Origin of the sequence: Methylomicrobium lacus (assembly GCF_041897535.1) — a bacterium.
GTDB lineage: Bacteria > Pseudomonadota > Gammaproteobacteria > Methylococcales > Methylomonadaceae > Methylomicrobium > Methylomicrobium lacus_A.
The window spans coordinates 3,135,727-3,158,361 of record NZ_CP169217.1 but is presented as its reverse complement, the minus strand read 5'-3'; the positions used below and the strand labels follow the sequence as shown (position 1 = coordinate 3,158,361).

Below are 22,635 nucleotides of genomic sequence, written 5' to 3'. Positions count from 1 at the left end.
GCCTTTTACGCGCCGAAAGACTGATCGAGCAAGGCATTGTCGAGCTTGCCGGCACGGAAGCTCTTGCCCGATTCGACCGCGGTCACGATCACGCTGGCCGGACTGAACAGCATCGCATCGATCTTGAAGAAATCGTATTCGTATTGTTTGAAAATATCCGCGAACGGCTTGCCATAGTCTTTCGAGGTCGAACTCGGCAATTCTTTCGCGAGCTTTTCGGCCGCTTCGTCGCTGCCCTTCACGAACAGATGCACCTGGCCCGCGAACAGGATCGCGTCATTGGTGCGCCCCATCGCCTTCACGAAGTTCGGATGCGGCGGACAAACCGGCGCGCTGCCGGAGCCGTCGATGATGTTTTCGAGCGGGAAATGCAGTGCGTGCGCCTTGTGCATCGCAACCTCGAGCACGCGCGCGACGACCTGCAAACCGCCGGCCAGCGAACTGGTCGGCGTCACGATGATGGTCAACTTGCTGGGGTCGACCTTGCAGGCACTGGCGACTCTTTCGACTATCTCCAGCGGCGGAATCGCATCGTTTTCGATCACCAGCACGGTCGAATCGAAGCTGTCGCGGTAACCCAGCTCCTTGTACAATTCCTCGACCGGCTCCTCCTTGCCTTCCTTCATCTTGGTCGCCAGCGCGCGCGCAGGGCCCGAGCCGAGCGCATAATATTTCTCGTGCGACAGGCTCCAGCCTGCATACTGGCTGCCGAGGCAGCCCAATACCGGATTGCCGGTATGCACGTTTACGGTCAAAGGCCAGTTCGCGGTGTAAGGACTGTGGCTCAGCGTGACGGTGCCCATGCCGCCGAGACAGATTTCGGCGATGATCCGGCCTGCTTCGAGACCGCCCGGCACCTTGATGCCGGCATCGATGATCGTGCAGCCGTTGCCGAGAGTCTCGACCGCCACCCGCAACTTGTCCGCATTCGCGATCAAATGCTGCACCAGGGGCTGGGTCAATTTATTCACACTCGCTTGATATTCCATCTCACTGAACCTTTATTAATTGATTGAAAATTTGTTGCTGCCGGGTCGCCAGCGCCGCCAACACCTGCCGCGGCTCGCTGCGGCGGGCGATGATGCTGCACACCGGCTGCCCCGGGCGGCAAACCGCGCCGACACCCGGCCTGTCCTGCGTCCACTCGGGCCAGTCGAAGGCATCGGAAACGCGCAAGTCCTTATCGGCATAAACGACCCGGAAACCTGCAAAACCTCGCTGCTTCGGCAACTCATCCGGCAACCGGCCCTCGCAGGCTGCGACATGATGCGTCAGCAAATCGCCGTATAACTGCATGCTCGCGGACGGGCGCGGATTGATTTCCAAGGCATAGACGCGCTCGCCGTCCTGGATGTAATCGAGCGAATTCAGTCCCTTCAAGCCAAAAGCCCGGACGCAGCGGGTCAGCCAGTCGAAAATCAGCATTTTCTGACTGCGGGATAAAGTCGAGTGATTAATGAGGCCGGAAAATGCAAATTCAAGACCGGCCTCCAACTGGGCGGTAAATTGCAGATTGAAGCCGATCACCCGGGCGTCTCGCGTGTCGGCCAAAAACAGCACAGAGCCCGGCGTTCCGGGCTGGAATTTCTGCCAATAAACGTCTTCACGGACGGGACAATTCGGATCATGACGGCGAATCCCCAAACCGCCCTGCCCTCGCATCGGCTTGCTCAGCCAAGCCTGGCCCGAGTAAGGCATCGCAAACGAAACTTCCGGAAAAGGAATCTTCAGCTCGGTCAGCGCGGCAAAAAACACCGCCTTGTCCTGAAGACTGCGAAATACGGCCGGTGTATTGCCCAGGACCGTGAAGCGCTGACTCAGATAATCCAGGGTTTCCGGATGCGATTCCAGGCCGCTGCCGTAAACGACCTGGCCGACATCGTAATGCCCGATCAAATCCTCCAGCACCGGCACCACATGCTCGACCGCCAACGACGGCGCCCGGCGCACCTTGATCGAATGCATCCGGGTATCCAGGTCGGCATAAAGATCGAGCACCAAGGCCTGAAATCCGGCTTTACGCGCCGCCTCGGCCAGCATGCGACCGGAACCTGCGACAATCAGCAAACATTTTGAACGATTCATAGGACATACCCTTATCCGCTTTCGCAGGTCCGTTTAACTAAAATAATTACTCGACAACCACCAGCCCGCCGCTGTTGCGGGCGCTCGCACCGATAAACACCAGCGTATCGCTGGCCGCAAATTTTCGCCGCGCCAGCTCGACCAGAGCCTCCGCCCGGCCGGCACCATTCACCATGCAAAACCCGGTCGGCCCCCAGGACGTTTGCCCGACCGCGACCGCGCCCTGCTCTGCCAGCCACTCCATCGCGGCGGCCACCTCCGGGCTGGTATAAATACCGCCCTGCACCGCCGCAAAATGCTCGCCGACCGAACGCTGCAGGCGCGTAATCACCTCGCCAAACCTGACGATGTCGTTTTCGGCGATCGCCGGCAGCGCCTGCATCAACAGCAAATAGCACAATTGCTCTGCCTCGCGCCGGGGAAACGGCGGCAGTTCCTGAAACGCCTGAATTTCCTGCAAGCCGTGCAGCCCCTGGCCGCGCTTGTCGAATACCAGAATAAAACGCCAAGCCTCAGGAATCGCCATCCGCGCCAGCAGCGGCGGCGTAACCGTATGTTCGCCGCGGCCGCCGTCGACGACCAGGCCGCCCTGCTCGAACACGCCGATGCCGATACCGGAACGCAGCCCCCTAACCATTACCTTGGCGATGTCGCGCACACTCAGGCCCAAATCATAAAACGCATTCAAGGCCGCCCCGATCGCGAGCGACATCTGTGTGCCCGAACCGAGGCCGACATGCTCGGGTATCGCGCTTTCGATGTGGATTTCGAGCGTATCCGGCACCTCGAGCGCCTTGCACAGGGTCGCCAAGCATTTTTCCGCGCGCGCGGAGGAAGGCCCCGAGATGAGGCGCCGATCCGCGCCGGCCACCGTCAACCGGGTCGCCTGCTCATTCAGCGCCACGCCGATGCTGCCGAAATGCCGCCCGAGGGAACCGCTCAAGTCGATAAAACCCATGTGCAGCCGGGCCGGCGCGGTCACCGATACTTTCTGATGTCGAAATTGCAAGGGATTATTTCACAGACTGCATTAAAAAACGCCTAATTATACATGATCGGGTTGACAGCGGCGACCTAGCCGCGCACCAGTTCCAGCAGTTCGCTGAGATCGTTCAGCACGAACCGGCAACGCGCCGCCGTTGCCGCATCCACCGGCAAGGCCGACGGCACCATCACCGTCAAAGCGCCCGCCCTGGCCGCGGCCTCGATGCCGGCGGATGAGTCTTCCAACACCAGGCAGCGATCGATCGCCACATCGAGCGCCGCCGCCGCCTGCAGAAAAATATCGGGCGCCGGTTTGCCGCGCTCGACATGATCGCGCGCGATCAGCGTCGCAAAGACGCCTTCGAGCCCGGCCAAGCGCAGACACTCTTCTGCATTGATTAAGGTGCTGTTGGTCGCCAGACAAAAAGGGACGCCTTCCCGATCGAGATAATCCCGAAGCAAGTGAAAGCCGCGCTTGACCTCGATGCCGCGCCGCTCGACATAGTCGCGCCAGCACACCGCGCTCAGGCGGTTAAACTCGCCCGTATCGAAACCGGGACCGCAGAAGCCTTCGATCTCCCGCAGCACCGCATCGATGGCCAAGCCGGTCAACGCCTCGAGAAATGCATTCGGCAAGTCATAACGCATCGCCCGGCCGGCTTCGCGCCAAGCGATCCGATAAGTTTTTTCGGTATCGAGCACCAGGCCGTCCATGTCGAAGATGACTGCCGCAATCTCGGCACGCCTAAGCATCGATCACCCGGATGTATTCGCCGCGCGCCTCTCGGCTGGAGCCGACCACGATATGCTGCGCGCCCCGTGCATTCCGTTCGAGCATGCCAGACACTTCGACAAGCTCACCATTAAATGCCTGACCGGTATAAGTCGCTGTAAAACAGACGATGAAGGAAATCGCCTCATGCTCGATGCGGTAAACGGACGGATAATCGAACGCGCGCATATCGTCCGTAATCCTGCAGATCAACGTAATCGGCTCAAGCTTTTGATAGCACTCCTGACCGCCCGCTTCCTCCGGCTCGATCAGGCTCAGGTCGAACTTGCGGCCATTCACCATCGCCTTGTTGAATTTACGCTTTTCGTGCCGGACATAGTCCTCGTAACTCAGAGAACAATCCCGGCGGCGATACGATTCCTGCCAGTCACTGTCGGCCAGATCCTGCAAACGTTTCTGTTCGATCAATGCCCGGACGGCGGCCCGGCAACGATGGAATACCTCGCGCCCGTAACAGACCAGATCGATGTCCGAACCGTCTTTTTGCACGCCGACAAGGACGGAACCGGTGATGCCGACACTTTCCAGGTCCATTCCTTGTTGCTTGAGCAATTCGCCGAGCATCAAAACGTCGCGCTCGATCGGATCATGGTGTTCACTCTGCATGATATGCAAGAGGCGCTGCCTAGGCTGATGGCGCTTGGCGATTCTTTCGACATCCACCGCGTGCAACTCCGCATCCAGCACGGGCGAATAATGCAGATAATCGGGATGATGCTTGCGCAAAAAGGCATTCGCCTCGTCGGTCGCCTGCTTGCGCCAGCGGCCGCCGTCATTTACATAGCGCAAAAAACACAGCGCCTTGCCCTGCTCCAGACCGGGGTTGACGACCGCAAACAACAGGCCTTCGGCGGTTTCGATGAAGTCTTTGGGGAAAAACATGAACAGATCGGAGATGAATGCAGAAAAAAACACTGGCGAAAAAAGCATCGCCATCCACTGAATTGCCCAGACAATCAGAGAAATTTATAAAATTCTTATGCCAGTCAGATTCTACCGGGCAACGGCCGGCCTGTCTAATCGATAGGCAATCCTGAGAGCCGAAGCGATTCGCCGCCCCACGCCTCGACCTTGTCACAACGACGCCATTAGCTTTCGGCAGGCAATAAAAAAGGCCCTGCGATTTCTCGCAGGGCCTTGAATTCGTGGTGGCGATGGGTGGGATCGAACCACCGGCCTTGGGGTTATGAATCCCACGCTCTAACCGGCTGAGCTACATCGCCTTCTTGAGATCTTCAAAAAGAAGCGGAATTATAAATATCAAAATTCCGTTTGTCAAACATTGAAGCGAAAATGCACGACATCACCGTCCTTCACGATATAGTCCTTGCCTTCGAGACGCCATTTGCCGGCATCTTTCGCGCCTTGCTCGCCCTTGTGCGCAATGAAATCTTCATAGGCGATCACTTCGGCGCGGATAAAGCCGCGTTCGAAATCGCTGTGAATCACGCCGGCCGCTTGCGGCGCGGTCGCACCGACCGGGATCGTCCAGGCGCGGACCTCCTTCACGCCGGCGGTGAAATAAGTCGCCAGATTCAATAACTGATAGCCGGCCCGGACCACGCGGTTCAAGCCCGGCTCTTCGAGGCCCAGGTCGTCCAGGAACTCTTTCTTTTCCTCGTCATCGAGCAAGGCGATTTCGGCTTCGATCGCCGCACAGATCGGCACCACCATCGCGCCTTCCTTGTCCGCAAAAGCCTGCACTTTTTCGAGCAGCGGATTGTTCTCGAAGCCGTCGTCCTGCACGTTCGCGATATACATGGTCGGCTTGATCGTCAACAGGCAAAGATCCCTGACCAGCGCTTTTTCATCGTCGGACAGACCCAGCGCGCGCGCCGGCTGACCTGCGTCCAGATGCTGATAAATTTTTTCGAGCACCGCCTTTTTCGCCAGCTCATCCTTGTTGCCGGACTTGGAGGCTTTCTGGGCTCGCGTCAGCGCTTTTTCGACGCTCGCCATGTCGGCAAGCGCGAGTTCGGTATTGATCACTTCGATATCGGAGATCGGATCGACCTTGCCGGCGACATGCACGACATTTTCGTCATGAAAGCAGCGCACCACATGCGCGATCGCATCGGTTTCGCGGATGTTGCCGAGAAACTGGTTGCCGAGCCCCTCCCCTTTCGAGGCGCCGGCGACCAGGCCCGCGATATCGACGAACTCGATCGTGGTCGGCAACACGCGCTCCGGTTTAACGATTTCCGCAAGCTTGTCCATACGGGTGTCGGGCACCGGCACGACGCCGACATTCGGGTCGATCGTACAGAACGGATAATTTTCGGCCGCGATCTTGGCCCGGGTCAACGCGTTAAACAGGGTCGATTTGCCGACGTTCGGCAGGCCGACGATTCCACAATACAATGCCATAAGGTGCTATTTTTCGAATCAGAGAGGGTATTTAAGGGGCGCAATTATACAGACAATCGCTTATTCAGGCAGCCGAGATTTTCAGTTTCACGATCAATCGGCGAAATTCGTGCTCGGGCAGCGCATCGTTCACGATCAATATCGCCTTTTTACGGGCGCCTTCCGCCTTGAAATGCAGCCAGATCGCGAACGGCGTCACGACGGTCGAGGGGAGGATCAGGACCGCTTCGTCATTGATGTTCCAGCCGGAGGCGGCGTGATAACGGATCGTATCGCGCCGATGGTCAACGTCTCTAACGGCGAAACCAAGATGAATAAGCAGCGCCAGCCCCAACGGGAGTTTTCCGGGCCAGGGCAGCGCGCTGCTCAGGCAGGCACAGAGGGCCAGACCGTGCGCGGCGATCAGCGCATATTTCAAGCGCATGGACGGCATGAGTGCAAACAGGACGGGCGGGACGGGAGGATGTCTGGACACAGTGAATGATCGGCATGCTTCAAAATGACGGCGAGTGGCACCTTGGAATCGCCCTATGCCTTGACTTGCGAGGCAGGAAGATACCAAAATGGGCGACGGGTTTGCGGCGGCCTGAAACTTTTGCGCCCGTCCATTTTCCAATGGCGTTAAACCCTTTCAGAATACACCAAATCCAGCATTAGAGTAGATCAACGATGTCAACAGCATGGGCGGGCGGCACGGACGCCATCCTGGAAAGAATGGAGCAGATGACCAACCTCTTCATCGAGGAGCAGCGCAAATCGATGTATGCGGGCGAGTCGGCCACGCATTGCGAGGAATGCGGCGAGCCGATACCGGAAAGCCGGCGTCAGGCGATTCCGTGCAAATATTGCCTGGCCTGCCAGACCGAGCTCGAAAAGAGCACCCGATAAACGCCGGGATCAGATGCATTTTCTCCGCCAGTCTTCCGAATTGCCCGGCCCCAAAGGCTTGCCGCTCCTCGGCAATCTCTTGCAAATCGATTTGCCCAAACTGCATCTGATCCTGGAGGAATGGGCCGACCGATACGGCGACATGTACAGGTTCAGACTGGCTAATAAAGCGGTCGTGGTGATCGGCAATCCTGAACTTATCCAGCAAGTCTTGCGCGATCGTCCGCAATCCTTTCGCCGAGGCGGTTCGATAGAACAGATATCGAGAGAACTCGGCACCCATGGCGTTTTTGCCGCCGAGGGCGAACAATGGCGGCGTCAGCGCGCGCTGACGATGCAGGCATTCAAGCCGGAACAGTTGCGGCGCTTCTTTCCGACCCTGCGCGCCATCACCGAGCGGCTGCAAGCCCGCTGGAGCCAACTTGCCGAAGCCGGAAATCCGCTTGCAGTCGACAAGGACTGGATGCGCTTTACGGTCGATGTGACCACGCAATTCGCCTTCGGTTACGACATCAACCTGCTCGAAAACGAAAACGCCGACTTTCAGCGACACCTGGAAAGCCAGTTGCCCGGGCTCAACCGCTGGGCGAACGCACCGTTTCCGTACTGGCATTATTTCAAGCTGCCCAGCGACCGCGCGATGGAAAAATCGCTGGTTGCCATCAAGGAAACGATCAACGGCTTCGTGCGGCAAACGCGGGAGCGGCTCGCACAACAGCCTGAACGCGCCGGCCAGCCGGCAAACTTCCTCGAAACCTTGCTGCAAGCTCGGGACGAAAACGGCGCCGGGTTGTCCGACGAGGAGATCACAGGCAACGTATTCACGATCCTGATCGCGGGCGAAGACACCACCGCACATACCTTATCCTGGCTACTGCACCTGCTTTGCGAACACCCGGACGTGCAGCGCAAGTTGCAGCAGGAAGCCGATGCTGCCTTGGGCGGTCACGCCCTGCCGCCCGATCTCGGCGTCCTCGAAAACATGCCTTATCTCGAAGCCGTCGCCCTGGAAACCCTGCGCTTGAAAAACGTCGCACCGATTTTATTTCTGGAACCCAATCAAGATGTCGAACTGAACGGCGTCACGATCCCCCAAGGCACCCTATTGATGCTGCTGAACCGTTATAACGCCTTGCAGGACGCAAATTTCTCCGCCGCGAGCCAATTCAGGCCGGATCGCTGGCTCGATGCGGATCCGGCCAGTTGCCCCCACAACCGCAGCGCCTTCACCCCTTTCGGCGCGGGACCGCGCTTTTGCCCCGGACGCAGTTTGGCTATGCTCGAAATCAAAATGGCGATCGCGATGATGGCCCGAAATTTTACCGTCACCCCGGTAGACACGGGGCAACCGGTGCGGGAGTTGTTTTCGTTTACGATGATGCCGGAGAACTTGCAGGTCCGCTTCAAAAAAAGACAAGCCCTATCGATTCGACACGACGGCATAGAACCTTTGGCATCCTCCGGAGTCTGAGATAGTCACAGTTGTTTAACGCCAGGAGAAACCGATGCCAATCCAAAAACTCCAGCCCTGCCTGCGCTTGTTCGGATTGATTTTCTGCTGTTATTCCCCCCTCTCCCCTGCGCTTGAAGAAGGTGCCGCCATGTCGATGACGCTGAAGTCCTCCTCCTTTGCCCAGCAAACCGATATCCCCAAGGAGTTTACTTGCGACGGCTCGAATGTTTCGCCCGCGTTGGCCTGGACTGATGTTCCGCAAAACGCCAAGAGCCTCGTGTTGATCGTGGACGATCCCGATGTGCCGGCGCCTTTCCTGCCGCTCAGGACATGGGTGCACTGGCTGCTTTACAACATCCCGCCGACGGTTTCCGAATTAGCGCAGCAACTTGCCCCTCAGAAATTACCCCAAGGCACTCTGCAAGGCAAAAACGACTGGAAAGACACCGGCTACAATGGCCCGTGTCCGCCTTTTGGCAGGCATCGTTATTTCTTCAAGCTTTACGCGCTGGACACGGTATTGCCGGATTTGAACCAGCCCGACAAGGCCGCTCTGGAGAAGGCGATGGAGGGACACATCATCGGTCAGGCCGAATTGGTAGGAACTTATAAGCGTTAACAAAAGTTCATAGTGCTGAATCAGTGCCATCTGCTCGATCTTCACAACATATCGAAGCTTATCCCCCTGCGGGATGCCATTTGGTTGCAAAATGAAAAAACATGTCGCCTTGCATCGTGGGAGCGGTTTTCAACCGCGACCGAACGCAGATATATCTCCGGGCATGATTGTCGCGCTTGAAAAGCGCTCCCACAAGTAAAGTATTTATCACTCGTTTGATTGGACAACATGCGTAAAAAGCCTCATAGCCGCGATTTGCGCAAAGGCCGCTATTCGGAGCAAAATCGGATTTATCATGTCCCCACTTCCACCGAAGACAAACGACCTTTGTTCTTCGATTTCCATCTAGGCCGCGTGGTAGTGCAAAGCCTGCGCTTCCTACACGAACGCGGCGATGTCGTGAGCTTGGCTTTTGTGGTGATGCCTGACCATCTACACTGGCTTTTCCAACTGACAGGAGAAAGGCCGCTGGAGAAAGTCATCCATTCGTTGAAGCGTCATACATCCAACGTCATTAATCAACACATAGTTGCTGCGGGCGAGACCGTTTGGCAGGAAGGGTATTTTGACCGCGCCCTGCGGGCTGAAGACGATGTCCGCGTAGTGGCCCGCTATATTGCGTTTAATCCTCTGCGAGCGGGACTTTGCCAGCATATCGGAGCTTATCCCCTGTGGGATGCCATTTGGTTGCAAAATGAAAAAAGCATGTAGCCTTGCATCGTGGGAGCGGTTTTTTAACCGCGACCGTACGCAGACATATCTCCGAGCATGGTTGTCGCGCTTGAAAAGCGCTCCCACCGAAATGAAACGATCAGCAGGATGGCGAGGTGTTTCACATGCGTAGATACTGTTATTCGAGTCAAGCGTCATGAAGAACAGGGTTGAACGATTTACCTGATTTCAAGACGCCGAATGCGACATGAACGAGCTTACGCATCATGGCGCCAATGATGAGCTTAGGTGGCTTTCCGGTGCTGGTCAGGCGTTCTTTAAAACGCTTGCCCCACGCGGTTTTGTAAAGGGTGACCATCGCAGGCATATAAAGCGCTTTACGCAGAAAGGCATGGCCGACCTTGGACAACCTGGGTCTGCCTCTCACGCTACTACCCGACTCGTATTGGCGTGGATCGAGCCCGGCAAAAGCAGCAGCTTGGCGGCCGTTGGCGAAGCGGTCGGTGTTGGCATAAAACGCCAGTATGATGGCGCTGGTGCGCTCGCCGATACCGGGGATGCTGTCGAGCAAATCTCGTTTTTGTTTGAGATCAGGGTATTTGTCGATGTGCTCGTTAATGTTTTTAATCAGTTGCTTAATAGCATTGTCGAGCCAATCGAGATGCTGCTGAATATCGTCATGGACGGCATCGCGGGAAACGCCAAGACGGTTGCTTTCCTGTGTACGCATGGTCTGCAGCGCCTCCAGACGCAGTACCAGAGCACGCAAAGCGATTTCCTCCTGACTTGGAGCCTGCCAAGATTCGGGTCGACGCTCGGCACAGAAATCGGCGATCAGCCGGGCATCGACCGCATCGGTTTTGCTACGGGTGAGCCGGGAGGCGGCATAGGCTTTAATTTGCGCCGGATTGACGACACTGACAGTGAGACCTGCCGTCGCCAGGCACTGGGCAACGTCTTCCCAGTAAATGCCAGTGGCTTCCATGCAGACATGGACGGATGTTGCTTGATACGACGCCAACCAGTCGGTTAATTGAGCAAAGCCGGCGTTGGAGTTGGCAATGACTTTGCTGCGAAACTTGCCGTTGGGCAAGCGCAAGGCGCAGTCCAACTTGGCTTTAGCAACATCAATGCCGAGATGAAACAAAGACATAGAAAACCTCAAATGATCTACCTTGTGAATGCGGGCTACCGGCAAGCCGGGCCAAAGATACTGTCCGATCGTTGATCGAGGCGAGTAGCTGCTGCATGATCTACGTCACGGACTTGGTTTTCCAAGGCTGGGTACGGCATCCAGCTACTCAAACCTGAGGTGCCCCTCAGGTGTGTTACACGGTGCTTTTATAGCTTAAACCCGTTTAAATAACACGGGATTTATAATACAAGGCTGGTATTTTAAGAGTGGCATTAGCTGCGACTGTTGCCGCTCCTAACGCATAGCAAATCCTCGGCAATCGAGAACGAGGACAGGCCGGGCTTTAACCCGGCCTGCCCCGACTTGGCATCAGGCTTTCACAAACCGCAAAGTCCCGTCTTCCGCTTCGACTTTCACCGTATCGCCCGCACTGAAGCGGCCGGACAGGATTTCCTGCGCCAGCGGATTTTCCAGCTGATGCTGGATCGCGCGCTTCAAAGGCCGCGCGCCGTACACCGGATCGAAGCCGGCCTCGCCGAGACGGTCGAGCGCGGCCTCGCTGATTTCGAAGCCGATTTCGCGGTCGGCCAGACGCTTTTGCAGCTGGCCGATCTGAATCTTCGCGATCGCCCGGATCTGCTCGCGTTCGAGCGGGTGGAACACCACGACCTCGTCGATCCGGTTAATGAATTCGGGCCGAAAATGCATGCCGACGATCTCCATCACCTCGGACTTCATTTCCTGGTAATTGGCCTCGCCCGCGAGTTCCTGAATCCGGCTCGAACCGAGGTTCGAGGTCATCACGATCACGGTATTGCGAAAATCGACCGTGCGACCCTGCCCGTCGGTCAGGCGTCCGTCGTCCAGCACCTGGAGCAGCACGTTGAACACATCCGGATGCGCCTTTTCGACTTCGTCCATCAAGATCACCGAATACGGCTTCCGGCGCACCGCCTCGGTCAGATAACCGCCTTCCTCGTAGCCGACGTAGCCCGGAGGCGCGCCGATCAGACGCGCGACCGAATGCTTCTCCATGAATTCGGACATGTCGATACGTATCATCGCATCGACCGTATCGAACAGGAATTCGGCCAGCGCCTTGCATAGTTCGGTCTTGCCGACGCCTGTCGGTCCCAGGAACAGGAACGAGCCGTTCGGCCGGTTCGGATCGGACAGGCCCGCCCGCGCGCGGCGGATCGCGTTGCTGACCGCCTTCAGCGCCTCGCCCTGGCCGACCACGCGCCTGCTGATCTCTTCTTCCATGCGCAAGAGCTTGTCGCGCTCGCCTTCCATCATCTTCGACACCGGAATGCCGGTCCACTTCGAGACGACTTCGGCGATCTCCTCCTCGGTCACCTTGTTGCGCAGCAGCGTCATCTTGTGTTGCTCGCCGGAATCCGCCTGCGCCAATTGTTTCTCCAGCGCCGGAATGATGCCGTACTGCAGTTCCGCCATCCGGTTCAAGTCGCTCGCGCGCTTGGCCGACTCCAGTTCGACTTTCGCGTGGTCGAGCTTTTCCTTGACCGAGGCGGAGCCTTGCAGGGAGGCCTTCTCGGCCTTCCAGATTTCCTCAAGGTCCGAATATTCCTTCTCGACCTCGGCGATTTCTTCTTCGAGAATCTCCAGGCGCTTTTTCGATGCTGCATCGGCTTCCTTCTTCAGCGCGACCTGCTCGATCTTCAACTGAATCAGGCGCCGGTCCAGCCTGTCCATCGCCTCGGGCTTCGAATCCTGTTCCATCCGGATTCGGCTGGCCGCCTCGTCGATCAGGTCGATCGCCTTGTCCGGCAGCTGCCGGTCCGCGATGTAGCGGTACGACAGCCCGGCTGCCGCGACGATCGCAGGATCCGTGATGTCGACGCCGTGGTGAACCTCGTATTTTTCCTTCAGGCCGCGCAGGATCGCGATCGTATCCTCGACGCTGGGTTCATCGACCAGCACCTTCTGGAAACGGCGTTCGAGCGCCGCATCTTTTTCGACATATTTGCGGTATTCGTCCAGGGTCGTCGCGCCGACGCAATGCAGTTCGCCGCGCGCCAGCGCCGGCTTCAGCATGTTGCCCGCGTCCATCGCGCCTTCGGCCCTGCCCGCGCCGACCATCGTGTGCAACTCGTCGATGAACAGGATCACCTGCCCTTCCTGTTTGGCCAGATCGTTCAACACCGCCTTCAGGCGCTCCTCGAATTCGCCACGGAACTTCGCGCCGGCGATCAAAGCCGCCATGTCCAGCGCCAGCACCCGCTTGCCCTTGATGCCTTCGGGCACTTCGCCGTTCACGATGCGCTGGGCCAGGCCTTCGACGATCGCGGTCTTGCCGACGCCGGGCTCGCCGATCAGCACCGGGTTGTTTTTGGTGCGGCGCTGCAAGACCTGGATCGTGCGGCGGATTTCGTCGTCGCGGCCGATCACCGGATCCAACTTGCCCGCTTCGGCACGCTCGGTCAGGTCGATCGTGTATTTTTTCAAGGCCTGGCGCTGGTCTTCGGCGCTCTGATCATCGACCGCCTGACCGCCGCGCATCGCCTCGATCGCCTTTTCGACCGCCTGCTTAGTGGCCCCGGCTTTTTTCAGCAAATCCTGCAACAGCCCTCTTTCCTCGAACACGGCCAGCAAGAACAGCTCGCTGGCGATGAACTTGTCGCCGCGCTTTTGCGCCAGCTTGTCGGTCACGTTCAACAGCCGCGCCAGCTCGTTCGAAATCTGTACGTCGCCGCCCGCGCCCGATACGGTCGCCAGCCGGTTCAGCGCCTGTCCGAGTTCGACGTGCAATGCCGTCGTATTGACATTGAGCTGGGCCAGCAAAGGCTTGATGCTGCCGCCCTCCTGATCGAGCAAGGCGATCATCAGATGCACGGGCTCGATGAATTGATGATCCTTGCCCAAGGCCAGGCTTTGGGCTTCCGCCAGCGCTTCCTGAAATTTGCCGGTTAATTTATCCATCCGCATGTGGGTTTACCTCTATAAGGAATTTATTAAGTTGCGGAGGATATGGGGCGTTAATGGCGAATTTTCAATCCGGCCAAAAAACGAATTATGGACGGATTACTCAAACGGATTAATCAAATCAATACCGCAGTTCTCAAAATCTTTAATGTTTCGTGTAGCCAGCAAGCCATAGCCAATCTCTGCAATGCTTACACTGGTGATGAATAGATGCGTGCTGTCCTGCCTATTCAACCACGCTAAAACAGCCGGATTTGGCTGAGGCCGCATCACTTCGGAAATGATATTGGTATCCAAAACAATCACTGCGACAAATCCATCGGATCGTGCGCCGCATAGCGCGGCAAATCCAATTCAACCCCCTGTTCTTTGCCAAATAACTGCAACGCCATGTCGCCTAGCTTCACTTGCTGCGTGGTAACGGCTTGTTTAAGAATCCGGCGAACTTCTTCTTCCATCGACACACCGTGTTCCTCTGCAAGGGTGCGCAGCCTAAAAAACACATCGTCGTCTAATTCTCTGATGCTTATATTTGCCATGCGAGCCCCCATCAATCGGCCTCAAAATTCAACATTTCTCAAATGATAGCACCCGCTAGCATCGCGATCAATGAACATGCTCCCCGGCCATATCGACCGCCAGAAAGGCCGCAATATCCTGCCCCTCCTGAAAATTGCCATACGCCAGCGCCAGTTTCACATAAGCCGCTTCGATCGACAGATTCCAGATCATTTCCGCGCCCGCATCGAGCAAGCACCACGTGCTCTCATACGCATCGGGCGATTTCCGCGCCGGGGCCAGGTAAACCTTCACGCCCTGCTGCCGGCAGCGCTTGATGAACGCCAGCAGCGAATGCTTGTCGCCCCATTGCAGGGTGCTGCATGCGGTGCCGGAATGATAAAGGTCATGCAATACCGCATCGACGCCGTCGAGAGAAAAATGCGCGTAATCAAGGCCCGGATAAGGCCTGATCATCAGGATACGGCCTGAAAACAGCGGCTTCAACTCGGGTAATTCCGCTTGCCGCTCAAACGCCGGCATGCCGGTCCTGACAAACCGGCCACCCGCATACGCCATGTAGCTTTGCCCCTGCACGCTGTAAAAATCACCGCTCAATTGCAGCGACGAAGCCAGCCGCGCGCCCCGATGCACCTGTAAAGTCTGGCCCTGATTGCGGTATGGCACGAATACGCCGGGTTCCTTAATCTCCCGGATAAAATCGACCGCGCAATGAAAGTTATCCAGCCCGTTGGCCTTAGGATGATCGAGCGGATAATCGCTCGAAACCAGCAGCAAAGGCACCTTCAGCCCGTGGAAATAAAAGCTGAACGCCGCCGCAGTGTAGGCCAGCGTATCGGTGCCGTGCGTCACGATCACACCGTCATAGCGTTCCGGCTGTTTGGCTTCGATCGCTTCGATGATGACAGGCCATGCTGCAGGCGCGAGGTTTTCGCTGAGCAGCCGGATCGGCTCGATCGATTCGAAAGCGATGTCCTTCGCCGCCTCGGGGAAGCGCCGCTGAAATTCGTTGAGCAACATGAAAGGCGCAGCATCGGACGGCTTGATCGTGCCTTCGCTGGCGCTTGATCCGATCGTGCCGCCGGTGAATACAACCAGAATATGTTTCATAGTATGATGTGTTTTTTTCGTGTGATTATTCAGGCCCCATCTCTGATTCCAGTATCGCTAAGTAAAGCCGTCATCCCGGCATGGATTGCCGGGATCCAGGCTACATGGATGTATTAAGGCTCGCCATCCTTGGCAACCCGGCAACTGCTCCTGCGTTGCCCTACCTCCGGCATCCTTGCAGTCGTGGATTCCGGCATTCCCTGCCGGAATGACGCGGTTTTCCTGAGCTTCATGGCATTGCCTCTAGCCTACTCGCCCATTGGGGGACAGCGATTAAGATCAGAAAATTACCGAATAATTACATTTTTGCAGTTTTCAAAACAAAGCCATACAAATTCTAAACCACCCCAACATGAAAATCTCACTTATCGTCGCGATGGCGAGCAACCGGGTCATCGGCCTGAACAACAAAATGCCCTGGCACCTGCCGGCCGACCTGAAACGTTTCAGAAAAATCACGATGGGCTCGCCGATCCTGATGGGCCGGAAAACCTTCGAATCGATCGGCTGCCCTCTGCCCGGCCGCACCAATATCATTCTGAGCCGCAATCCTGCCTACACGCAGGAAGGCTGCGTCGTCGTGAACGATCTTGAAACCGCGGTCTGGACCGGGTGCCGGAATGCCGGCGAGATATTCGTGATCGGCGGCTCTGATCTTTACCAAGCCTTGCTGCCGAGAGCGCAAACGATTTATTTGACCGAAATCAGACGGGAATTTCCGGGGGATACGTTTTTTCCAGAACTGGACATGAAGGAATGGGTGGAGGTGAAACGGGAAGATGTCGATGAAGATGCCAATGCGGGGTTTAGATATAGCTTTTTACGGTTAGATCGGGAATACAACCGTAAATCAAGTTGAGCAAGGGGCCAAAGACCTTATCTTTTTCCTCCCACTTCTCATCTGTAATTGGTGAGCTGAAAAGCGCCTAGGCTAACATCACAAATTTGTTGCAACCGATTTAAAAGCTAGGGAAGATATACGAAAATTAGTTTTTTATATTTCAACTCAGGAGGATTGCTTGTCCACCCAAGACAACGAGAAAATACTTAGTGAAACAACTAGCGGCGACTTGGCTGTCGTTGGTGAAGGAACACCGAATGAGACTAAAATCAGCCTACAGGTGCTCCAAAGCATTTATCATGAACTTACAGGGAAAACCGAGGATGTATCAAAGTCCTACAACGAGCCGTTTCAGGTAGCCCTTTGTGATTTTCAGCAGCTCGATCATCGAATTACTCAATGTTGTGAGCAGTATAACATCAAGGCTGCAAATTGCTCCGCCAAAGTCTTCTATGTCAACGACAGTCAAGAAACCTTTAGCTCGTTTAATCGGTTTGTAGGGTTTAATTCAGGCTCTACGAGTGCAGTCGAAAGTGTGCTCATCACCTACAACTTTATGATAATGCTCCCGAGGGTTGAGAAACCGCAGAGTTATTCTCTATCTGTCCGAATAGCATCACGCGTTGCAGTTGAAAAGCAGATGCGAGAAAGCATGCCATTCCATATACCAAAGATCCTCAGAACCATGGGAAATCGGACCGGAGTCGTAACGGTAAAGTATGTTGACTATGTGGTAGCGCGCAGCCTACTCAATACGGTCGATCAATGGTTTGAAGCGCTTCCACGGGCCGAAACTTCGAGCGTTTGGAAGCACATTACACAACGATCACACTACCTTCCTATCGTCGCTCGCTATATTGCCGGCGCGTTTGTTGCTATCTTAATTTTTCGCTCGATTGGCGCGTTTATCCCCGAAGGAGCGTCATTGCAACAACTTGCTAGGTTTTCACTTTGTTCCTTTGTTGGTCTCTTCGCTGCATACAAACTTGCGTATCATCTTGGTCGCACAGCTGAAGATTCGCTCGATATGTGGTCACAGCTATCATACGTGTCGCTAACTGCTGGAGACAAGAATTTGATTCGCGAAGCAACTGCGGCCAATAAAAGAAGCGTCATAGCCGCACTTACCAAATTTACTTCAGCCCTTTTAGTCTCCGCGGCTGCCAAAGTTATCGTTACTATTATTGTTCCATAGCCGTAATCATACTATACGTTCCTACCAAGGAGTAATTAAGCAAGTAGCCCGGATGCAATCCGGGCGCTACACAGAGGCGAACTTCGCTGTTCATGTGGCTTTACGTCGGCGTAATCTGAGATTCGGCTGGAATTAAAAAATTTGGTGCGGCAAAAGCTTAACCCGGATTCCGCTACGCTGCATCCGGGCTTCTCTAAAGCGGCCCTTGTTGTCAAGTCTCCGCGCCTGTATTTATATCAGTTTTTCATTCCTCGGAAATTTCGATCAGTTTATGTTTAAAGACAAAAGGTTTTCAGGCTTCTCTCCGCGGTCAATGCCGCACGATGTAATCGGAGGGTTGGCCTCAATCTACTGTGACGGATTGTATCCAAGCCCGGAACGAGGTCCAACCTTCCGAAAACTTTTATCTTTAAAAATGCCGCTCCTTTCCTAACCCTTCGAATGCACTTAAGGCGTTGAATCTAAGTTATTTTGAACAACACTTTCGGTTTTTCGCATTAAACCCGTTGCCAGTCGAATGTCTCTCCGGTGATCCATAAGCGGTGCAGGATGACCGCCAATTTCCGCGCCACCGCCACCCGCGCCTTGCCGACGCCCTTTTGTGCCTCCAGCCGCTCACCCCAACGTTTCAAGGCACAATCTCGCTGCGTATGGCTCAGGAGATTATGCGCCGCCTCCACCAGCAGCCAGCGAAGTAAACCGTCACCTTCCTTGGTAATCCGCCCTCGGTAATCGATGTCGCCGGATTGATAGACGCTCGGGACTAAGCCGAGATAAGCGCCGACTTGGTCGCTGCGCTGAAAACGTTCAGGATCGTCGATAGTGGCCAGGTAAGCCGCCGCCGTCAACGGCCCGACGCCCGGCACGCTCATCAATCGCCGGCAAACGCTGTCTTGCCGGATCCGCACCTTGATCTCTTTGCGTAACACTTCCGCCGCATCGATCGACTGCCGCCACAGATTCAATAATGGCGTTAAAGCGCCCGCCAAGGCAGGTTCGCGCGCCTCGACCACGGCCTGGACTTTCATCTCGAACTCCCGCTCCGCCACCTTCCCCAACTTGATCCCATGCGCCCGCAACAAGCCTCGGATGCGGGCATTGAGTGCATTCGCCGTCTCGACTAGCCCCGCCCGCGCCGCCAGCCAAGTACGCAACTCCCGTGCCGCTCCTGATTTGCGGTGCACCGCCGTATACCAACCCGTGCGTGCCATATTCGCGAGGTCGCGGGCGTTCACACGATCGGTCTTCTTCTTGGTACAGACCACCGCCTTGGCGCGCCTCGCATCAATAATCACCGCTTCGTGACCTAATCTTTCCAACACCTGCACCGCCCATTCCGCCAAGGGCGACGCCTCCACGACGCACTTCATCGCCTCCTCACCGCCAAGGCAGATGCGGAAACCATCCGCATCGGTCGGTATCTCTTCTTCCCGCACAATGCCGCCAGCTCCATCCATCAGGCAAATAGCGCTTGCTTTGCTTGCTAAACCAATGCCACAGTAGTTCATGTCAGCCTCCGGTTATTTTGGGGCTTCCTTTGCGGATGACCCCGTGTTTGTTTAATCAACTTTCGGAGGCTGACACTTTTTATTCAAACTGTCCACCCGTTTCGGTGCAGGATGACAGCGGGCCGCTTTATTACATCTACTTGCTATACAAGCCATTGAAGGCTGGTAGGGTACGTGATGCGTACCAGAGTACGATGTTAGTCCCGCCATATGGGCAGCCACCATTTCTTCGGCAACCACATCTGCGCGAGCGAGGTAAATAACATCACCGTAGAAGCAAGACTATAACCGATGCCGCCTATCATGGTCAGCCAGGCGCATTCGGGAAAGAACTTGGTGAGCCACCACGAAAGAACATCGAGGATAAGAAATACAAAGGGCGTTGCGATAAGCAGGATTTGCCAACGGCTGGGAAATTCGGCCATCGCAAAAATCCAGCCCATAAACATAAAGATAAAGGCAATACCGAATAAATGAATATGGGAGTCCCGAGTCAAAAGGCTATAGCTGGCGCCTTGATCAACCTCAGCGACTTTTTGTAAGTTTTCGAGTTTAGTGAAATTGGGCAATTCCGAACTTCCGTTATGGCAGGAAGCGCAATACTTCTGTATCAACGGCTCGATTTTGGTCTTCCATTGCTCGGCGGGAGCGCCATCCCGGGTCCATTGAATAAGCTCAAATCTGTCTCCATCCGGCGCCATGGCCTTCATCTGCCCTTCCAGCATGGTTTCCAGTTTGGAACCCGTGCGATTGCCATAATAGCTGTAAATGATGTCATCGATGGATAGTCCGGGTTTCCCATCGGCCATGCCATGGGTCAGCATGATCTGCGCACCCGCCATCATTAATCCAAAGCCGATGGTGACGAGATAACCCGTAAACAGGACTTTATATTTTGTGGGAAGCAGGGAGAGGGAAGCCACTTGAGTTCCGGAGATCATTTGAGAGAATCGGATCGAAATTAAACTTAGTCCGATAGGGTACCGCAACACGCACCGTTTCTAAAGCGCTCAGGTAAAATCAAACTCAAAAACGCTTTTGGGGTCACTTACCCGATCGACGTGCAGGGTGCGGTTTCCAGCTGACTTCTAGATCATTGCGTCGAGTGTCGAAAATTCGCTCCAGCCTATCCCGCAATCAGCCGGCGGCTCAAAAGCTCTGCCAGCCAGCCGAAGGGCATGGCATAGAACATGATGTCCTCCAGCCGAATGCCGTTTTCGGTTTCGGTCAGACAGACCTCGTGGCTCCAGAATTTGAACGGACCGATGCGCTGCTGCTAGACGAAACGTTTCGGTTCGTTGTATTGACTGACTTCCGAAAGCCACACCATCGGGAGGACGAACACGGCCTTCATCCGGTAGCTGATCAATAGGTTGGCATAAATTTTTTCGGGACCGCGGGAGGTGATTTCAAGGCGAACTGTTAGATTTTGCCTGCTGCATCGCCTCAGCCCCGCCGCCCAAGGCCTTATATACCGCAATCAGATTCGTCGAAGCGTCCGCCTCGGAGCGGGCCAGGTCGATTTCGGCGACATAAAGCGCGCGTTGCGCGTCCAGCACGTCCAGAAACGAGCTGACGCCTTCCGTATAGCGTAAATTCGACAAGCGCACCGACTCCTTCAGGTCGGCCACCGTGCGGGCAAGCGTCTGCCGCCGGATTTCTTCCTTCAGGTAGCGGGTCAGCGCGGTCTCGGTTTCCTGCAGCGCCTCCAGCACCGCCTTTTCATAGTTCAGATAAGCCTCTTTCTGCTTCGCATCGGCCAGATCGATGCCGGCGCGGATGCGGCCGAAATTCAGCAAGGGCTGTAACAGATTGGCGGCGGTGCCGTAGGAAAACGACGCCGATTTGAACAAGCTTTCGATGTCGGTATTGCGCAGCCCCAAGAAGGCCGACAGCGATAGCTTCGGAAACAGTTCCGCGATCGCCGCCCCCTGCATCGCGGTCGCGGCCGCGAGATTGCGTTCGGCGACGCGAAGGTCGGGGCGATGGCGTATCGTTTCGGCCGGCGAAGACAGAATCTGGACCGCCGGCGCCGCCGGCACCGCACGGTTCGAATTCAGTTGCTTATCCAGGGCACCGGGCCTGCGCCCCGCCAGCACTTCGAGCTGGCGCAAGGCCGCCGTCAGCCGGGCTTCGAACGCCGGAATCTGGGATTCGGTCGCAGACGCTTGCGCCCTCGCCCGCACCACATCGTGCTTCGTGCCGACGCCTTCGTCGTTGAGCCTTTCGGTCAATCGCAACGTCTTCTGCTGCGACTCCAGGTTTGAGCGCGTAATTCTGAGCTGGTTCTGAAGGCTCCGGTATTCGACATAGGTGCGCGCGATTTCGGAGGTCAGCACGACCTGCGACTGGCGATACGCTTCGGCCGCGCCCTCCAGATCCGCGGAGGCGGCCTCCAGGCGCCGCTGCTGGCGGCCGAACAGATCGATTTCCCAGATCGCATCGAAGCCGAGCTCGAACAGATTGAACTTGATGCCGGGCGCGAATCCCGGAAACGGATTCTCGTTGCGCTCTGCGCCGGCGGCCACATCGACTTTCGGGAACAATTCCGCGCGCGTGCTGCGGCGCTCGGCGCGGGCCTGATCGATTCGGGCCAGCGCGATCTTGATGTCGAGGTTTCCGTCCAGCGCCTCCGCCATCAGGCGGTCCAGCTCGGCATCGCCGAAACTCTGCCACCAGCGCTTCAACGCCTCGGAATCGACAGGCTTAGCGCCCGCTTGCGCCGGTTTCAACCCGGCGGCTTGCCAGCGCTCAGGGACACTTGGCGCGGTTTCCTTGTAATCGGGGCCCACCGCGCAGCCGGCCAAACCGGCGGCGATCAAACATGACGCTAAGCTAGGCTTCATAGCGATGTCCCTTCAGAAACAAGGCAACGGCAGCATCGATCATAACTTCCTTCTCCGTAGCGTTCAATCCCTCCTCCATCCCCAGCAAGCAGCGAAAATGCTCGTCCCCCTTCAACATACTCAGAAACAGCCGGCTCGATGCCTCGACATCGGCGATTTGCATCGTGCCGCTTGCGGCCAGTTCGGCAAGGTAGGAAGACAGTTGCTTCAGAACCGGTTCGGGGCCGGATCGATAGACCTGAGCCCCCAATTCCGGAAAATGTTGCTGCTCGGAGATGATAAGCCGGTAAAGCTGCAGCGATTCGGGCGCATAAATCAGATCGACGAAAGCGCGGGCGATCCTTTTCAGTCCAACCTCGGGGTTCTGGTTGTTGCCCTGTGAACTCGCGAGCGTTACGAGCAGTGATGCGCACTGTTCGGCGATCACCGCCGCAAACAGTTCCTGCTTGCCGTGAAAATGGCTGTACAGCGTCGGCTTCGAGACCGGCGCGGCCTCGGCGATCGCTTCCATGCTGACGCCGCTGTAGCCGTGTGCGAGAAATGCCTGCCTCGCGGCATTGAGAATGGCCTGTCGTTTGGATGGGGAAGCGTGGGTCATGATCTTACTCAAGAAAATTTGATTGCTTAGGAATCGGTTTCGCGATTAAAATAAACTAAACCGTTCAGTTTAGCAATCC

The 22,635-nt window shown here is 56.2% G+C and carries 22 protein-coding genes and 1 tRNA gene; 6 read left to right on the top strand and 17 right to left on the bottom strand.

Annotated features, from left to right (window positions below; translation table 11 throughout):
- Positions 1–5: 5 nt before the first annotated feature.
- The 8 genes from mch to ACEPPP_RS14010 all read right to left on the bottom strand — a co-directional run bounded on the left by mch (position 6) and on the right by ACEPPP_RS14010 (position 6,653).
- Complete coding sequence (gene mch, locus ACEPPP_RS14045) at positions 6–989, bottom strand: methenyltetrahydromethanopterin cyclohydrolase (RefSeq protein WP_374087680.1); 984 nt, start codon at positions 987–989, stop codon at positions 6–8.
- A 1-nt stretch (position 990) separates the two neighbouring features.
- The gene (locus ACEPPP_RS14040) at positions 991–2,085 is read right to left on the bottom strand and encodes an ATP-grasp domain-containing protein (RefSeq protein ID WP_374087678.1); all 1,095 of its coding nucleotides are present in this window, start codon (positions 2,083–2,085) and stop codon (positions 991–993) included.
- Between the two features lie 46 nt (positions 2,086–2,131).
- Positions 2,132–3,094: a beta-ribofuranosylaminobenzene 5'-phosphate synthase family protein gene (locus tag ACEPPP_RS14035; protein WP_374087677.1), complete on the bottom strand. Its 963-nt coding sequence runs from the start codon at positions 3,092–3,094 to the stop codon at positions 2,132–2,134.
- Positions 3,095–3,159: 65 nt separating this feature from the next.
- Positions 3,160–3,822, bottom strand: a complete 663-nt coding sequence (locus ACEPPP_RS14030) for an HAD family hydrolase (RefSeq protein WP_374087675.1) — start codon at positions 3,820–3,822, stop codon at positions 3,160–3,162.
- Positions 3,815–4,798, bottom strand: a complete 984-nt coding sequence (locus tag ACEPPP_RS14025; protein ID WP_374087674.1) for a nucleotidyltransferase domain-containing protein — start codon at positions 4,796–4,798, stop codon at positions 3,815–3,817. Before ACEPPP_RS14025 ends, ACEPPP_RS14030 begins: the two co-directional genes overlap by 8 nt.
- A 210-nt stretch (positions 4,799–5,008) precedes the next feature.
- Positions 5,009–5,085, bottom strand: a tRNA-Met gene (locus ACEPPP_RS14020).
- 52 nt (positions 5,086–5,137) lie between these two features.
- Positions 5,138–6,229, bottom strand: a complete 1,092-nt coding sequence (gene ychF, locus ACEPPP_RS14015; RefSeq protein ID WP_374087672.1) for a redox-regulated ATPase YchF — start codon at positions 6,227–6,229, stop codon at positions 5,138–5,140.
- Between the two features lie 64 nt (positions 6,230–6,293).
- Positions 6,294–6,653, bottom strand: a complete 360-nt coding sequence (locus tag ACEPPP_RS14010) for a protein YgfX (RefSeq protein WP_374087670.1) — start codon at positions 6,651–6,653, stop codon at positions 6,294–6,296.
- A 245-nt stretch (positions 6,654–6,898) separates the two neighbouring features.
- Here ACEPPP_RS14010 and ACEPPP_RS14005 point away from each other — a divergent pair, with 245 nt between their 5' ends.
- From ACEPPP_RS14005 to ACEPPP_RS13990, 4 genes are all read left to right on the top strand, one after another.
- Positions 6,899–7,117 carry a TraR/DksA C4-type zinc finger protein gene (locus tag ACEPPP_RS14005; protein ID WP_374087668.1) on the top strand — a complete coding sequence of 73 codons (219 nt, stop codon included), beginning with the start codon at positions 6,899–6,901 and terminating at the stop codon, positions 7,115–7,117.
- A 13-nt stretch (positions 7,118–7,130) separates the two neighbouring features.
- The gene (locus ACEPPP_RS14000) at positions 7,131–8,588 is read left to right on the top strand and encodes a cytochrome P450 (RefSeq protein ID WP_374087666.1); all 1,458 of its coding nucleotides are present in this window, start codon (positions 7,131–7,133) and stop codon (positions 8,586–8,588) included.
- Positions 8,589–8,622: 34 nt separating this feature from the next.
- A complete protein-coding gene (locus ACEPPP_RS13995; RefSeq protein ID WP_374087664.1) occupies positions 8,623–9,189 on the top strand; it encodes a YbhB/YbcL family Raf kinase inhibitor-like protein in 567 nt (188 codons plus the stop codon).
- Between the two features lie 228 nt (positions 9,190–9,417).
- Positions 9,418–9,900: a transposase gene (locus ACEPPP_RS13990; RefSeq protein WP_374087662.1), complete on the top strand. Its 483-nt coding sequence runs from the start codon at positions 9,418–9,420 to the stop codon at positions 9,898–9,900.
- Between the two features lie 148 nt (positions 9,901–10,048).
- On the opposite strand, the gene ACEPPP_RS13985 is transcribed toward ACEPPP_RS13990, so the two are convergent.
- From ACEPPP_RS13985 to ACEPPP_RS13965, 5 genes are all read right to left on the bottom strand, one after another.
- Positions 10,049–11,014, bottom strand: a complete 966-nt coding sequence (locus ACEPPP_RS13985; protein WP_374087657.1) for an IS110 family transposase — start codon at positions 11,012–11,014, stop codon at positions 10,049–10,051.
- A gap of 351 nt (positions 11,015–11,365) precedes the next feature.
- Positions 11,366–13,942, bottom strand: a complete 2,577-nt coding sequence (gene clpB / locus ACEPPP_RS13980; RefSeq protein ID WP_374087655.1) for an ATP-dependent chaperone ClpB — start codon at positions 13,940–13,942, stop codon at positions 11,366–11,368.
- A 96-nt stretch (positions 13,943–14,038) separates the two neighbouring features.
- Positions 14,039–14,236 carry a PIN domain-containing protein gene (locus ACEPPP_RS13975; protein WP_374087653.1) on the bottom strand — a complete coding sequence of 66 codons (198 nt, stop codon included), beginning with the start codon at positions 14,234–14,236 and terminating at the stop codon, positions 14,039–14,041.
- 5 nt (positions 14,237–14,241) lie between these two features.
- On the bottom strand, positions 14,242–14,478 hold the full coding sequence (locus ACEPPP_RS13970) for a plasmid stabilization protein (protein ID WP_374087651.1): 237 nt from the start codon (positions 14,476–14,478) through the stop codon (positions 14,242–14,244).
- Between the two features lie 67 nt (positions 14,479–14,545).
- Positions 14,546–15,568 carry an asparaginase gene (locus ACEPPP_RS13965; RefSeq protein ID WP_374087649.1) on the bottom strand — a complete coding sequence of 341 codons (1,023 nt, stop codon included), beginning with the start codon at positions 15,566–15,568 and terminating at the stop codon, positions 14,546–14,548.
- A gap of 352 nt (positions 15,569–15,920) precedes the next feature.
- Between ACEPPP_RS13965 and ACEPPP_RS13960 the strand changes: the two genes are divergently transcribed.
- Both ACEPPP_RS13960 and ACEPPP_RS13955 read left to right on the top strand, forming a co-directional pair.
- On the top strand, positions 15,921–16,427 hold the full coding sequence (locus ACEPPP_RS13960; protein WP_374087648.1) for a dihydrofolate reductase: 507 nt from the start codon (positions 15,921–15,923) through the stop codon (positions 16,425–16,427).
- Positions 16,428–16,587: 160 nt separating this feature from the next.
- On the top strand, positions 16,588–17,604 hold the full coding sequence (locus tag ACEPPP_RS13955) for a hypothetical protein (RefSeq protein WP_374087646.1): 1,017 nt from the start codon (positions 16,588–16,590) through the stop codon (positions 17,602–17,604).
- A gap of 497 nt (positions 17,605–18,101) precedes the next feature.
- On the opposite strand, the gene ACEPPP_RS13950 is transcribed toward ACEPPP_RS13955, so the two are convergent.
- The 4 genes from ACEPPP_RS13950 to ACEPPP_RS13935 form a co-directional block, all read right to left on the bottom strand.
- A complete protein-coding gene (locus tag ACEPPP_RS13950; RefSeq protein ID WP_374087643.1) occupies positions 18,102–19,112 on the bottom strand; it encodes an IS110 family transposase in 1,011 nt (336 codons plus the stop codon).
- A gap of 197 nt (positions 19,113–19,309) precedes the next feature.
- The gene (locus tag ACEPPP_RS13945) at positions 19,310–20,053 is read right to left on the bottom strand and encodes an elongation factor-1 alpha (protein WP_374087642.1); all 744 of its coding nucleotides are present in this window, start codon (positions 20,051–20,053) and stop codon (positions 19,310–19,312) included.
- 468 nt (positions 20,054–20,521) lie between these two features.
- Positions 20,522–21,958 (bottom strand): efflux transporter outer membrane subunit, encoded by a 1,437-nt coding sequence (locus ACEPPP_RS13940; protein WP_374087638.1) that lies wholly within the window; start codon positions 21,956–21,958, stop codon positions 20,522–20,524.
- On the bottom strand, positions 21,948–22,556 hold the full coding sequence (locus ACEPPP_RS13935; protein WP_374087636.1) for a TetR/AcrR family transcriptional regulator: 609 nt from the start codon (positions 22,554–22,556) through the stop codon (positions 21,948–21,950). The genes ACEPPP_RS13940 and ACEPPP_RS13935 overlap by 11 nt, the downstream gene beginning before the upstream one ends.
- Positions 22,557–22,635 lie beyond the last annotated feature (79 nt).